The following is a 13,500-nucleotide window of genomic DNA, read 5'->3' on the forward strand; positions in this document are numbered from 1 at the left end:
GTTCCCAGCGCGTCGAAGACGGGCAGTCGCACCATAAGCACTAGTGGCAAGGGATCGACTTGAGGTCAGGGTGAGCACCACGGCTTCTCCCGCCGCCTAAGGGCGACGAGAGCGCGAGGAGCGCAGATGACGAGACTCGTTCGACAGGCGCTGAGCGTCCTGGTCGCCGCGCTCGTCGTTGTGCTCGCCGCGGGCTGCACCGGCGAGCCCCGCCCGCCCACCACAAGCACGACGAGCGGAACGCCGACCCCGTCCGCGGCCTCACCCTCACTTACCCCCGTGCCGTCCCCGGAGGACGCCGCGACGCCGCGGGCGGAAGAGGTGGTCCGCTCCTACCTCCGCGCTCAGACCGACTGCCTGACAGACCCGCCCGCCACCGAGATCACGTGCTTCGAAGCGGTCGCGATCGGGACCGAGCTCGTCAATCTCAAGAACGCCCTGACCAGTGCCCAGGCGATGGAGACCCGAGTGGTCGGAGAGATCGTCGTCGCCGCGGTCGAGCTGCAGGGCATCGACCTGACGAGCGACCCCGCAGCATCCCCGCCCGTCGTCCCGACCATCGTCTTCGACGTCTGCGCCGACGTGAGCGGGTACAACGTCGTGGACAAGGACGGCCGGTCGATCGTCCCACCCGATCGCGCCGCGACGAGCCCGCTCGAGGTCTCCGTCTACAACTACGAGTACCCCGACCAGACGCAGTGGAGAGTCGGCTACGTCGTCGCCGCCGAGGACTTGGCGTGCGGTGGCTGACGGGCCGTCTGCTGGCGGTCAGCGCCGTTGCGGGGCTGCTCGTCGGCTTGGGCACGCCGACGGCGTTCGCCGAGGGTGTGACCTGTGTGTCCTACAACCTGTTCGGAGTCTGCACCCTGTGGGCCGAGACTCCCGCCGACCCCGGTGATAGCAGCGGCTCGGGATCAGGTTCCGGTGGCGGTTCGAACGGCATCCCGATCATGGAGATCGACGGGCAGTCCTGTCTGCCGGTTGGCCTCGCCGACCCGCAGCCGCCCAAGACCGAGGCGGTCTGGGAGGGTCGCACCGACGGGGCGATTTACCTCTGCGAGGTCCCGCCAGGGCTCGGCGGGATGTTCGTCGTCGGCTACCTCATCCAGTACTGGTCGCTGACCGCGCCGTCGGCTCCGCCCGACCCCGAGATGCTCGCCCAGCAGGCAGTCACGTCCATGCAGCTCCAGGCTGTGCGGGTCGGGATCGTGCCCGAAGCGCGGGCTGAGTCGGTCGGACTGGTCGGGATGCCGAACTGGATGTGGGTGTCGGCCCCGGATGCGCAGACCTTCGGACCGGTCACACGCACCGCCTCTGTAGACGGCTGGACTGTGTCCGCGACGGCAAAGGTCTCCTCAGTCTCCTGGGACATGGGCGACAGGCACGTCGTGACGTGCGCGGGTCCGGGGACCCCGTACGACGCGACCTACGGAATATCGCCGTCACCCGACTGCGGCCACACCTACTCCCGGCAGGGCAGCTACACGGTTCGGGCAACGTCGCATTGGGTCGTCACCTGGTCGGGCATCGGCCAAGCCGGGACGATCACGCTGGACCTGACCCAAGCGACGGACGTGACGATCGGCGAGGCACAGGTGCTCACTCAATGAGCCGCAGGGGAAGGAACCAAACGATGACGAGTAGTGCGGTGACCGCTTCGACCCAGATGGCACGCGGTAGGGCCGACGAGACCCGTCCCGTGAACAGCGCGCCGTCGCCGGTGGCCGTGCCCACCCCGCCTCGCGCTCGCCGGCGCTGGGGCCTGTTCGCCGCGATGGTGCTCGTCGTCGCCCTCGGCGCGCTGGGCAACGCCTGGTTGCTGGCGTCGACGACGACTGCGCAGGAGGTCGTCGCGGCGCGGTCGACGATCGAGCGCGGCTCGTTGATCACGCGGGAAGACCTTATGACGGTCCGGGTCGAGCTCGACCCTTCCCTGCAGACCGTCCCCGGCAGCGACCTGGCCGACATGGTCGGCCAACGGGCCGCCCTCGATGTGGCAGCCGGCTCGCTGATCACGGCGGAGTCGGTCACCGAGACGACGATCCCCCCGGACGGGTACTCGCTGGTGGGCATCGGCGTCGCGCAGGCGCGGATGCCCGGCGTCACCCTCGTCGCGGGCGATCAGATTCGAGTGGTGGCCACGCCGCAGCTCGTGAGCACGACCGACAGCGACGCGACGCCCGTCTCGGTGGGTGCCGTCGTCGTGGGGACACAGGGTTCCGACGCGACTGGCGCAGGCGCCCAGACGATCGTGACCGTCCAAGTGCCGAACGCGGACGCGACGTCGCTGGCCGCACTGGCTGCCACGGGAGACGTCGCCGTCGTCCTGGACTCCCGGGAGCGGTGAGGCCATGAGCCTCGTCGTCCTGACCTCCGCGAGCGGGTCGCCCGGCGTGACGACCACGGCGCTCGCGCTCGCGCTGACCTGGCGTCGGCCCTGCCTGCTCGTCGAAGCTGATCCCACCGGCGGGTCCGCGATCGCTGCGGGGTACCTCCGCGGGTCGATCGTGCCGCCCGAAGCGATGATCGAGCTCGCCCTGGCTCAGCAGGACGGGCGGAACCTGCTCGACACCCTCGCGCAGGTCTCGCTCGAGCTGCCGGGCTCGGTCATACGGTTCGTCCCGGGCACCCGCTCGCACGAGCAGGCGCGCAGCCTCGTCGGTCTGTGGGAGCCGCTCGCGGCAGCGCTGCGCTCACTCGAGGACACCGGGCAGGACGTCGTCGTGGATGCCGGCCGGTTGGGACTCTTTGGCAGTCCCGAGCCGCTGATCGAGGCGGCGGACCTGGCGCTCCTGGTCATCCGGACCGACCTCGTCGCCCTGTCCGCCGCCCGGTCGTGGACGGAGACTCTGCGCGAGCGGTTCGACAGCGCGGGAGCCAGGAGTTCGCTCGGCGTGCTGCTCGTGAGTGAAGGCGAGCCGTTCGGACCCCGCGAGGTGTCCCGGGTGCTGTCCCTCCCGGTGATGGCCACGGTGGCCTGGGACCCGGAGCACGCCGCCGTGCTGTCGCACGGCGCGCAGCCGCCACGTCCCCGCCCGTGGCAGCGGTTGGCGGGTCGGTCGGGCTGGGAGGACTCACCGCTGCTGCGCAGCATCCGCGCCGCGGACAGTGCGATCACCGGCACGATCCGCGCCGCCAGGGCGCGTCTGGACGCCGCGCAAGGGGGACGACGATGACCAGCCAGCCGAGTGCGGAGCCTCTGCCGCCGACAGACCCGGCAGCGCTGCCACTCTTCGCGGACCGACCGGTCCGGGCCGGTCGTGTCCGCGGCGACTTCTCGCTGCGTCCTGCGGTCGTGGGGCCTGCCGCGCTCGACGAGGCGCGTCGCCACCGGACGGCGCTGCACCCACCGCCCGCGACCTCGCGGGCAAGTAGTGACGAGACGCCGATCGACTGGGAGCTCGTGCGCGCCTTCCGCACCGTAGTCGCCGGCCGTCTGACCGCAGCACTCGGCGGAGACTGGCGACAGGACGCGAAGACCGCCGACCCGGCCACATCCCACCGAGCGGTCGACGTGGACCGAGAAGAGCAGGAGCGGTACGGCTGGGCCGTCATCCACGACGTGCTCAAGGAGCACACAGCCGACGTCGTCAAGGCTGGCACGGGCGACGCGTGGACTAGCGCCGAACAGGCCCGGATGGCGCAGGCGATCTTCGACGCGGTCTTCCGGCTGGGGCGTCTCCAGCCGCTGATCGACGACGACCGGGCCGAGAACATCTTCATCCTCGGCCACGACCGGGTGCTGCTCCAGCTCGTTGACGGCTCGCGCATCCAGGTCGACCCGGTGGCCGACAGCAACGAGGAGCTGGTCGACTTCCTGCGCTTCCTGGCCAACCGGTCCGAGTCGAACCCTCGCCCGTTCTCCGAGAGCACCCCGCGGCTGCACCTGAAGCTCGACGGCGGCGCCAGGCTGGCTGCGACGGCGTGGGTGACCAGCAGCCCGACCGTCGTCGTCCGCCGCCACAGGCACAGGGTCGACACCCTGGCCGCCTGGGTCGACCGCGGCTGCATGACCCCCGCCTGCGCAGACTTCCTTGCCGCGGCGGTCCGCGGCAAGTGGAGCGTCGTCGTGGCAGGCCCGATGTCGGCGGGCAAGACCACGCTCATGCGCGCGTTGTGCTCGGAGATACCGAGGCAGGAGGTCTTGGGCACCTTCGAGACCGAGTACGAGCTGTTCCTGCGCGAGACCGGGCACCACGACGTCGTCGTCGACTGGGAGGCCCGGCCGGGCATGGGAGAGATCGGCGCCGACGGCCGCGCGGCGGGTGCGTTCGACCTGGACGAGGCGCTCAACGACAGCTTCCGTTTCGCCCTGGACCGGCAGATCGTCGGGGAGATCCGCGGTCGCGAGGTCTGGACGATGATCAAGGCGATGGAGAGCGGCACCGGCTCGCTCTCGACTACGCACGCCGCCGGCGCCGAGGCTGCGATCCGCAAGCTGGTCACCTGCGCGATGGAGGCCGGCGGGCATGTCACGCGGGACCTGGCCCTGGAGAAGCTCGCCGGTTGCCTCGACGTCATCGTCCAGCTCAACCGGCGGGTCGTGGCGATGCCGGACGGGTCTCAGCAGCTGCGCCGCTGGGTCAGCGAGGTCGTCGTGGTCGAGCCCGGTGAGCGGGAGATGGGCTATGCCCTGACGCACCTGTTCGGCCCGTCCACAGCCGGCCCTGCGCGGGCGACCGGGCTGATGAGCGAGCGGTGCAAGGACCTGACGGTCGACGGTTTCGATCTCGACCAGTACCAGGCAGAGGCGGACGGGCGGGGGTGGCGAGCGTGAACCCCGCGGTGTGGTCGGCCGTGTTCGGGACGCTCGTCGTCGCCGGGCTGATCGGGGCCGTGCTCGCACTGCGTCCCCGACCGGTGCGTGAGCCGGTCGCCCGTCGCCCGTCGGCGCTGGCCCGCCGCGTGAGGGCCACGTCCAGCCGAACCCGCCTCGTGCTCGTCGTCTCGATCGGCGGCGGGCTGCTGCTCGCTCTGCTGACCGGGTGGGTCGCCGCGGTGCTGATCCTGCCCGCCGCGGCCCTGGGCCTGCCGTACCTGCTGGCCGCTCCGCCCACGGCGGCCACCGTCCGCCGGCTCGAGGCGATGGAGGAGTGGACCCGCAACCTGGCGGGCGTGCTGAGCTCGGGAGTGGGCCTCGAGCAGGCCGTGACCGCGACGCTGCGCTCGACGCCGGACGCGATCAAACCCGAGGTCACAGCGCTGGTCGCCCGGCTGCGGGCCCGGTGGGACACCGAGCAGGCGCTGCGAGCCTTCGCCGACGATCTCGATGACGTCACTGGCGACCTGATCGTGGCGAACCTGATCCTGGCCGCGCAGCGCCGGAACCGGAGCCTGGCCAACGCGCTGCAGGGCGTCGCGGAGTCGGTGAGCGAGGACGTGACCTCCCGGCGCAAGGTGGAGGCCGGGCGCGCGAAGCCGCGCGGGAGCGCCCGCCTCGTCACGATGTTCTCCGCCGGCGTCCTCGTCTGGCTGGCGTTCACCGGCGACTACATCGCGCCCTACGGAACCCCCCTGGGCCAGGTGCTGCTCGTCGGGCTGCTCACCGCCTACGCCGCCGGGCTGCTGTGGATGCGAAAGATGACCGAGGGCAAGCCGCTGCCCAGGTTCCTCGGCCCGGTCGCGAAGGCAGGCGCCCGATGACCGCCCTCCAGCTCGCCCTCGTCCTCGGTGTCGTCGTCGGTGCCGGTCTGGCCGGAGCCCTGTACGCGCTGGTCCCGGCCCAGCCGGATCTCGGCGACGTGCTCGCGCGCCTGTCCCCGGCGTCACGGCGCCCCACCACCACAACTCCACCGTCGGCGGCTCCCAGCACCGAGGAACGCCTGGGGATCTGGGCGCAGCGGACCCTGCCCGGCCGGTTGCTCGGTGCGGCGCCCGCCCGGGATCTCGCCGTCCTGCGCCGCACCCCGGCCCAGTTCTACGGCCGCAAGGTCGCCTACGGACTGCTCGGCCTCGCCCTCCCCACTCTGCTGACCGGCTTCTTCGCCCTGCTCGGCATCCGTGTGCCGGGTGTCGTGCCGGTCGGCGGCACCGTGCTGCTGGGTGCGCTGATGTTCATGGCGCCCTCGCGGGACATCGCGGAGGAGGCGAAGCGGGCGCGCGCCGAGTGCGCCCGGGCGCTCAGCGCCTACATCGAGATGTGCGCTCTCGAGCGCAACAGCGGTGCCGGGGCGACCGTCGCGCTGGCCGGCGCGGCTGAGGTCGGCGACTCGTGGGTGTTTAGCCGCATCCGCGAGGAGCTGGCCCGCGCCCGGTACAACGGCCAACCGCCCTGGGACGCACTCAACGAGCTGTCGGACACCATCGGCCTGCCCGAGCTGGCCGACGTCGCCCACATCATGAGGCTCGCCGGCGACGAGAACTCTGAGGTCTACCGATCGCTGCGCGCCCGCAGCGCCACCGTGCGCAGCAGCCTGCTCTCCGAGGAGCTGGCCGAGGCGAACGTCGTCGAGGAGCGCATGTACGTGCCCGGCTCGTTCATCGGCCTGGTGTTCCTCGCCTTGCTGATGGCCCCGTCCCTGCTGCGTCTGTTCGGGATGTAGCGAACCGCACTGCCCGCCACGAGGAAGGAACGCACGATGCCACACCGCCTGATCTCCACCCTGCTCGTCTTCGGGTTGACCCTGCGCGACCGCGTCAAGACCGCCCTGATCCACAACGACGACGACGGAGCCAGCACGATCGAGATCGTGTTCTGGTCCGTCGGTCTGCTCGCCCTCGCCGGACTCGTCTACGCCGCGATCCAGGCGTACGTGAACGGCAAGATCCCGGGGATCAGCTGAGTACCGTGCGGAAGCGTCGAGCCGAGGTGAGGCGCCGACGGGCGCGTGCGGCTCCCGCGCGTCCGGCGAACGACCGCGGGTCGGCGACCGTGCAGATCGTCGTGCTGATGCCGGCGCTGTTCCTGCTCATGTTCACCGGCATGCAGGCCGCGCTGATCTACCACGCCCGCACGGTGGCGATCGCCGCTGCACAGGAGGGTGCCCGCGCCGCAGCGGCGCAGTACTCGTCGGCCGAGGCCGGTGATCTCGCTGCGGAGCAGTTCATCGCCTCCGCCGGGGGAGAGGACGTGCTGCGAGTGGTCACGGTCACGGCGACGCGAGACGCAACGACCGCCTCGGTGATCGTGACCGGCACGACGATGAGCGTGGTCCCGGGCTGGACACCGCAGATCGTCCAGAGCGCATCGGCGCCCGTCGAGCGGGTGACGGGATGAACGGACTGCTCGCTCGGGCCCGACGTCGCGGCGGCCGTCCCTCGGACGAGGGGTCGACGGTCGTCGAGGTCGTCATCCTCGCCCCGGCTCTTGCCCTCTTCCTCGGTCTCATCGTCGCCGGCGGGCGGCTCGCCGTGGCCCACCAGGCGGTCGAGGCGGCTGCTGCCCAGGCCGCGCGGTCGGCGTCCATCGCGCGTACCCAGGACGAGGCGCTGACCTCAGCGCAGGCGGCGGCCGTCTCGGCGCTGGGTGCCCAGGGTCTGAACTGCGTCGCCAGCGACGTGAGCGTCGACGTCGCCGGCTTCGCCACACCGGCCGGGACGCCGGCCTCGGTCGGGGCGACCGTGACGTGCCAGGTTCCGCTCGCCGACACCCTGCCCGGCCTTCCTGGCTCGGTCGGTGTGACGGCCACGGTCCGCTCGGCCCTCGACACGTACCGAGAGCGGTGACCGCCATGTCCACGACCGTCGTGCGCCGTCGGTTCGCCCAGGACGATTCCGAGCGTGGCTCGGCCACCATCTGGATGATCACGACCGCGCTGACGATGGTGCTGCTGGTCGGGCTGGCGGTGGACCTCGGTGGGCAGGTCCTGGCGAAGCAGCACGCACAGGTGGTCGCGTTCGAGGCGGCCCGCGCCGGAGGCCAGCAGCTCCAGGGTCCTGCTGCGGTGCTCGGCCAGGGGGCGGTGGTCGACCCGGTCCTCGCGGTCGCGGCCGCCACCACGTACATCGCGGGCACGCCCGAGGTCGTCGGCACGGCCAGCGTCGTCGGCGACCGCGTCGTGGTGGACACCGTGACGACCTACCAGACGCGGTTCTTGTCGATCGTCGGGATCCAGCAGCTCACCGTCACCGGCCACGCCGAGGCGCGGACCGTGCGCGCTGTGGAGGGAGTCGTCGGATGAGACTGCGCGCCCGCCTGGTCGGCCTCGTCGCCAGCATCGTGCTGATCGGCGTGCTCGTCGCGGTCCCGGCAGCTCTCCTTCGGGTGGGCGTCGACGTCATCCCGAGCGAGGTACCCAGTCTCGGGCAGGTCTGGGACGCCCTGCGGTCGCCCGACGACGGCACGCTCCTACTGCTGGCCGTCACGGTCGTCGCATGGCTGGCCTGGGTGGCCCTGGGCGCGAGCATCGTGCTCGAAGTCGTGGCTCGCCTCCGAGGAGTCCGCGCGCCGCGCATCCCGGGCCTGCACCTTCCGCAGGTCGCCGCACGGCAGCTCGTGAACGCGGCGACGCTGCTGTTCGTAGCAGTCCCCTCGGTAAGCATGACCGTCGCCGGAGCTGCGACGGCCCACGCAGCGGTGACGAACGACATCGTCGACGCGCCGGTCGTCACGGAGTCGAACGAGGTCCCCGACGAGGATGTCTCCGCGCGTGCGCCGTCCACCTACATGGTCCGGCCCGGTGACAGCCTGTCGGCGATCGCCCGGGACCAGCTCGGTGATGCCGATCGGTGGCCGGAGCTGGTTCAGCTCAACCCCGTCGTCGCCGACGACCCGGACCTGATCTACGCGGGCACGGTGCTGCTGCTGCCGCCCGTTGCGCCCCCGGCGACGCCCACGCGCACGTATACCGTGCAGCCGGGCGACACCCTGTCGAGCATCGCCGCCCGTGAGCTCGGGGACGCCGACCGTTACCCGGAGATCTTCGAGGCCAGCACGAACACTGTGCAGCCCGACGGTCGACGGGTGACCGACCCGGATGTGATCGACATCGGTCAGGTGCTGACCATCCCAGGCACCGTGGAACCGGTCGCTGCCCCGACCGACCCGCCGCCCGCTGCAGCGAACCCCGAGTCCGACGCAGCGCCGGCACCGGACGTCGCTTTGCCCGAGCCCAGCGACGTTCCGACGAGTACGCACCGTGCACCCGAGCCCGTTCCTTCCGGTGCCGCACAAGTCGACGCGCCGGAGTGGGACGAGGATGACGGCGCCACCGCCCCGCCGTGGCTGGTCGCCGGCCTTGCGGGTGGCGGCGCGGTGCTCGCGGGTTCCCTGTTCTTGCTGCGCGCTCGCCGTCGCCGTGCCCGGTCCCGTGCCCGACGACCGGGGCGGACCCTCGCCGCCCCCGCGGCCGTCCTCGCACCGGTCGAGAAGACGATCACCGCCGTCGGCGCGGTCACTGCCCCCACGGTCCAGCACATGGATGCCGTCCTGCGCCGTCTGGCTGCCGCGGTCGCTCGGGACGGCGGCACCATGCCCGATCTCGCGGCGGTCGAGCTATCGGCGAGCCACGTCATCCTGCATCTGAGAGTGCCCACGAAGCTAGGCGAGCCGTGGGTCGCAAGCTCGGACGGGTGTCACTGGGGTGTCCCGGCCACGGCGCCACTCGACGAGGTCGGACCCCACGTCGACGACCATCCCGCGCCCTACCCGCTCCTAGCCACTATCGGGGTCGGGGACGACGAGGCGGTGTGGCTGCTCAACGTCGAGAATCTCGCCGTGTCCATCACCGGTGACCCGACCTACGGACTGGACCTCGCGCGCTACCTCGTCGCAGAGATCGCGTGTAATCCATGGTCGGCCGGCGTCCGAGTCGAGTGCGTGGGCGTCGGCCATGAGCTTGAGGGGCTCAACCCCGATCGAGTCACGGTGCATGAGCCGCCCGACGACGATGGCGATCTGATCGAGGACGCTCTGGCGGAGGCTGTCCGCATCCTCGGAAACGCGGACGTCGCTGGTGTCGATGTCGTCACCGCGCGTGCCACCCAGGTGGGGGCAGACGCCTGGACTGCCCGGATGATCGTGCTCGACGCCACCACGACACACCCCGCTCTCGACGAGTTGCTCAGCCTCGTCAGCGCCCATCCGGGACGTACCGGCACCTGCGTCGTACTCAACGGCTCACGTCCGAATGCTCCCGGCATCGTTCTGGACGTCACCGCCGCGGGGCGAGTCAAGCTCGCCAGTGCTGGTCTCGACCTCGTGGCTGTCGGGCTGACCAGTGACGAGGCACAAGGTTGCGCCAGTCTCTTGGCACAGAGTGAGCAGATCGACCCCGTCGCTGTACCCGTCGACGACCAGGCCACCCAGGGTTGGCGGTCCTTCGCCGACCAGGCTGGCGCACTTCGGGAAGAGCACACCCTGCCGCGAGAAGCGCCAGACCATAGCGACAGCGAACCCCCTGCCAGCACGGTTCTGAGCGAACCAGACGAGCTGTACCTGGGTACTTCAGCCACGACGGCGGAGGACCTGCAGACCCTCGCACCCAGGGTCGAAACGACCGTGCGCCACGACGTCGAGGATGCCGACCCTGGGCTTGACGAGGACATCGATGCCTGGTTCGCCGAGTCAAGCCGCCTACCGAAGCTGCGTCTGCTCGGCCCGGTGCGCGCCACTACCCGCGGCAAGCCGTTGCTCAAGCGCAAGCCCTACATGACCGAGCTGCTGACGTTCATCGCCCTGCATCCCCACGGTGCCACTCCCAGTGAGGTCGCGGAGGCCTTCGGCATCAACTCGGCCAAGGTCCGTGAGTACGTCCGCCTCGTGCGCGAATGGCTCGGTACCAACCCCCGTACCGGCGAACCGCACCTGCCCGACGCGCGCCTCGCGCAAGGGACGCTGCACCGCGGAACTGCTGTGTACGAAGTGGTCGACCTACTCGTCGACCTCGACCTGTTCCGTCGTCTGCGCGTCCGCGGGCAGTCGCGCGGTACCGACGGCATCGAGGACCTGCGCACCGCGCTACGGCTGGTCGAGGGCCGCCCGTTCGACGCCCCAGTCCAGCGCCGGGCCGGTGGCGGGTGGACCTGGCTCGTCGACGGTGACCGACTCGACGAGCACGCCGTCGTCGCCGTCGTCGACGTCGCCCACCTCGTCGTCACACATGCTCTCGCCACGGGCGACATGGTCGCCGCCCGCATGGCCGCCGACACAGCAGCGATGGCCGCCCCGTTCGAGGAGATCCCGCGGCTAGACCTGGCCGCAGTGGCTACCGCCGAGGGGCGGCATGCTGAGGCGGGGCGAATCATCCGCGACGAGATCGCCAACCGTAGCGACGACGAAGGTGCACCACCCGACCTCGTCGACCGCACCGAACGGATCCTTGAAGGACGTATGGGTTGGCCCACCAACAGGGCATCCTGAGCGCTCTGGTTTGGGAGGAGGCAAGGGATGTCGTCGAGGGGCGGGCGAGGCACTGCAACTTGCCCCGTCGCTTCGCTGTGAGGTCAATGCCCACCAAGGCTGACTTGATGTCGTTCCTGATCCGGTGAGGTGATCGGTGCGCCCGAAGGCTCTGCGCCGATTCGCGCCGCGGCGGGGCGGCGGGCCGCGCGGATGCCGTTGCCGATGACGATGACCTCGGCGATCTCGTGAACGAGGACGACCCCGGCCAGGCCGAGTACGCCGAACAACGCCAGCGGGAACAGGCCGACGATGATCGCCAATGCGAGGCCGATGTTGACAGTCATGATCCGCCGGCCCCGCCGGGCGTGGGTGAGGGCGGCGGGGATGAGGCGAAGGTCGTGGCCGGTGAAGGCGACGTCGGCTGACTCGACCGCCGCGGCCGAGCCGGTGGCGCCCATCGCGATGCCGACGGTCGCTGTCGCCAGGGCGGGGGCGTCGTTGATGCCGTCGCCGACCATCGCCGTCGGCGCCCTGGTGGCCAGCTCGGTGATCGCGGCGGCCTTGTCGGTGGGAAGCTGTTCGGCGCGGACGTCGTTGATGCCGGCCTGGGCGGCGATCGCGTGAGCGGTGCGGGCGTTGTCGCCGGTGAGCATGAGCGTGCCGATGCCCTGGGCGTGGAGCAACCGCACGGTCTCGGCCGCTTCTGGCCGCAGCTCGTCGCGTGCCCCGATCAGGCCGGCGACCTGTCCGTCGGTCTCGACGACCACGACGGTCATTCCCGCCGCTGCCAGCTCGTCGGCGTCCGGGCCCAGGGTGGCGGGGTCGATCCAGCGGGGACTGCCGACTCGCACGGTGCGGGTGCCGACGCGGCCGAGGATGCCGTGCCCGGCATCCTCGCTAACGTCCTCGGCAGCAGGGGTGTGCGGTGCGGTGGCTGTGATCGCCGCCGCGAGCGGGTGGCTGCTGGTGGCCTCGACGGCCGCGGCCCAGCCCAGCACCTCCTGGCGGGTGAACCCGGGCGCGGTGCGGGCCTCGGTGACCTGGGGGCGGCCCTGGGTGAGGGTGCCGGTCTTGTCGAACGCGACGGTCCGGATGGTGCCGAACTGCTCGAACGCGGCCCCGGACTTGATGACCACCCCGAACTTCGACGCGGACCCGATCGCGCTGATGACGGTGACCGGCACGGCGATGGCCAGCGCGCACGGGGAGGCTGCGACCAGCACGACCAGGGCACGTTCGACCCACGTCTCCGGGTCCCCGGCCGCGATCCCGAACACGGCGACCAGGGCAGCGGCGATCAGCACGGTAGGGACCAGGGGGCGGGCGATCCGGTCGGCCAGGCGGGCGCGCTGACCCTTGCGGGCGTGGGCCTGCTCGACCAGCGCGACGATCTGCGTCAGCGAGTTGTCCCGCCCGTCGGCGGTGGCCTCCACCAGCAGGCTGCCAGACCCGTTGACCGCCCCGGCGGGCACGACGTCTCCGGGGCCGACCTCGACCGGGATGGACTCGCCGGTGACAGCGGAGGTGTCGATGCTGGACCGTCCCTCGGCCACGACCCCGTCGGTCGCGATGCGTTCCCCGGCTCCGATCATCAGCACGTCCAGCTCTCGGACCTGCGCGACCGGGACCGTGACGTCTCCACCTATCCGTGACAGACGGGCCGTCTGCGGGATGAGGGACAGCAGGGCGCGCAGCCCCTCCCTCGCGCGGTCCATCGCTCGGTCTTCCAACGCCTCCGCGAGCGAGAAGAGGAACGCGAGCGTTGCTGCTTCCCCGACATGGCCCAGCAGCACGGCCCCGACGGCGGCGATGGTCATCAACAAGCCCACGCCCAGCCGGCCTCGCGCCAGGCGCCGGAGCGCTCCGGGCACGAACGTCCACCCGCCGGCAAGCAGCGCCACCCACTGCGCCACCAGCGCGGCATCGCCGGAGCCGGTCCACCCCAGGGCGTAGCCCGCTGCGAGGAACGCCCCGGAGACCACCGACGGCAGCAGCGCGACGTCCCGCCACCACGGCGGCCTGACCTCGGGCTCCTCACCCGCACCCGACGCCCGACCGGCCGGGTCGCGTCCGCAGCAGGCATCACCGTCATCGTGCACCGCCGGTGCGGTATCGACCGGGCCGCAGCAGGCGTCGCCAGACGTGTGCAAAGAACCGACGCTGATCCGAGTCGCCGGCATCCGGGCCGTCCCGGCCGAGTGGCTCGCCTCGTCCGGCCC

At 71.4% G+C, this 13,500-nt stretch carries 13 protein-coding genes; 12 read left to right on the top strand and 1 reads right to left on the bottom strand.

The features are described 5' to 3' along the window. Positions 1-126: 126 nt before the first annotated feature. The 12 genes from K5O09_RS07905 to K5O09_RS07960 all read left to right on the top strand — a co-directional run bounded on the left by K5O09_RS07905 (position 127) and on the right by K5O09_RS07960 (position 11,299). Positions 127-750: a hypothetical protein gene (locus K5O09_RS07905; protein ID WP_222172218.1), complete on the top strand. Its 624-nt coding sequence runs from the start codon at positions 127-129 to the stop codon at positions 748-750. Further along, positions 738-1,610 (top strand): PKD domain-containing protein, encoded by an 873-nt coding sequence (locus K5O09_RS07910; RefSeq protein WP_222172219.1) that lies wholly within the window; start codon positions 738-740, stop codon positions 1,608-1,610. The genes K5O09_RS07905 and K5O09_RS07910 overlap by 13 nt, the downstream gene beginning before the upstream one ends. 89 nt (positions 1,611-1,699) lie before the next feature. Then, positions 1,700-2,347 carry an SAF domain-containing protein gene (locus tag K5O09_RS07915; RefSeq protein WP_222172220.1) on the top strand — a complete coding sequence of 216 codons (648 nt, stop codon included), beginning with the start codon at positions 1,700-1,702 and terminating at the stop codon, positions 2,345-2,347. A gap of 4 nt (positions 2,348-2,351) precedes the next feature. Next, the gene (locus tag K5O09_RS07920; RefSeq protein WP_222172221.1) at positions 2,352-3,176 is read left to right on the top strand and encodes a hypothetical protein; all 825 of its coding nucleotides are present in this window, start codon (positions 2,352-2,354) and stop codon (positions 3,174-3,176) included. Then, entirely contained in the window at positions 3,173-4,777 is a 1,605-nt protein-coding gene (locus tag K5O09_RS07925) for a CpaF family protein (protein WP_222172222.1), read from the top strand. The genes K5O09_RS07920 and K5O09_RS07925 overlap by 4 nt, the downstream gene beginning before the upstream one ends. Continuing rightward, positions 4,774-5,643 carry a type II secretion system F family protein gene (locus tag K5O09_RS07930; protein WP_222172223.1) on the top strand — a complete coding sequence of 290 codons (870 nt, stop codon included), beginning with the start codon at positions 4,774-4,776 and terminating at the stop codon, positions 5,641-5,643. The genes K5O09_RS07925 and K5O09_RS07930 overlap by 4 nt, the downstream gene beginning before the upstream one ends. Beyond that, positions 5,640-6,542, top strand: a complete 903-nt coding sequence (locus tag K5O09_RS07935; protein ID WP_222172224.1) for a hypothetical protein — start codon at positions 5,640-5,642, stop codon at positions 6,540-6,542. Before K5O09_RS07930 ends, K5O09_RS07935 begins: the two co-directional genes overlap by 4 nt. A gap of 36 nt (positions 6,543-6,578) precedes the next feature. Continuing rightward, a complete protein-coding gene (locus tag K5O09_RS07940; protein WP_222172225.1) occupies positions 6,579-6,782 on the top strand; it encodes a hypothetical protein in 204 nt (67 codons plus the stop codon). Between the two features lie 89 nt (positions 6,783-6,871). After that, positions 6,872-7,216, top strand: a complete 345-nt coding sequence (locus K5O09_RS07945) for a TadE/TadG family type IV pilus assembly protein (protein WP_255596202.1) — start codon at positions 6,872-6,874, stop codon at positions 7,214-7,216. Continuing rightward, a complete protein-coding gene (locus tag K5O09_RS07950) occupies positions 7,213-7,665 on the top strand; it encodes a TadE/TadG family type IV pilus assembly protein (RefSeq protein ID WP_222172226.1) in 453 nt (150 codons plus the stop codon). The genes K5O09_RS07945 and K5O09_RS07950 overlap by 4 nt, the downstream gene beginning before the upstream one ends. A 5-nt stretch (positions 7,666-7,670) precedes the next feature. Further along, positions 7,671-8,120: a TadE/TadG family type IV pilus assembly protein gene (locus K5O09_RS07955; protein ID WP_222172227.1), complete on the top strand. Its 450-nt coding sequence runs from the start codon at positions 7,671-7,673 to the stop codon at positions 8,118-8,120. After that, positions 8,117-11,299: a LysM peptidoglycan-binding domain-containing protein gene (locus tag K5O09_RS07960; protein ID WP_222172228.1), complete on the top strand. Its 3,183-nt coding sequence runs from the start codon at positions 8,117-8,119 to the stop codon at positions 11,297-11,299. Before K5O09_RS07955 ends, K5O09_RS07960 begins: the two co-directional genes overlap by 4 nt. Positions 11,300-11,382: 83 nt before the next feature. Here K5O09_RS07960 and K5O09_RS07965 read toward each other — a convergent pair whose 3' ends face one another. Beyond that, positions 11,383-13,461, bottom strand: coding sequence for a cation-translocating P-type ATPase (locus K5O09_RS07965; protein ID WP_222172659.1), 2,079 nt, complete (start codon positions 13,459-13,461; stop codon positions 11,383-11,385). Positions 13,462-13,500 lie beyond the last annotated feature (39 nt).

It is taken from the genome of Cellulomonas sp. C5510 (assembly GCF_019797765.1).
Taxonomy (GTDB): Bacteria; Actinomycetota; Actinomycetes; order Actinomycetales; family Cellulomonadaceae; genus Cellulomonas.

Bases quoted from the DNA above. Each gene is read 5' to 3' on its own strand.
- K5O09_RS07905 (WP_222172218.1), top strand. From the start codon at position 127: ATGACGAGACTCGTTCGACAGGCGCTGAGCGTCCTGGTCGCCGCGCTC.
- K5O09_RS07920 (WP_222172221.1), top strand. From the start codon at position 2,352: ATGAGCCTCGTCGTCCTGACCTCCGCGAGCGGGTCGCCCGGCGTGACG.
- K5O09_RS07925 (WP_222172222.1), top strand. From the start codon at position 3,173: ATGACCAGCCAGCCGAGTGCGGAGCCTCTGCCGCCGACAGACCCGGCA.
- K5O09_RS07935 (WP_222172224.1), top strand. From the start codon at position 5,640: ATGACCGCCCTCCAGCTCGCCCTCGTCCTCGGTGTCGTCGTCGGTGCC.
- K5O09_RS07940 (WP_222172225.1), top strand. From the start codon at position 6,579: ATGCCACACCGCCTGATCTCCACCCTGCTCGTCTTCGGGTTGACCCTG.
- K5O09_RS07950 (WP_222172226.1), top strand. From the start codon at position 7,213: ATGAACGGACTGCTCGCTCGGGCCCGACGTCGCGGCGGCCGTCCCTCG.
- K5O09_RS07955 (WP_222172227.1), top strand. From the start codon at position 7,671: ATGTCCACGACCGTCGTGCGCCGTCGGTTCGCCCAGGACGATTCCGAG.
- K5O09_RS07960 (WP_222172228.1), top strand. From the start codon at position 8,117: ATGAGACTGCGCGCCCGCCTGGTCGGCCTCGTCGCCAGCATCGTGCTG.
- K5O09_RS07965 (WP_222172659.1), bottom strand. From the start codon at position 13,461: ATGCCGGCGACTCGGATCAGCGTCGGTTCTTTGCACACGTCTGGCGAC.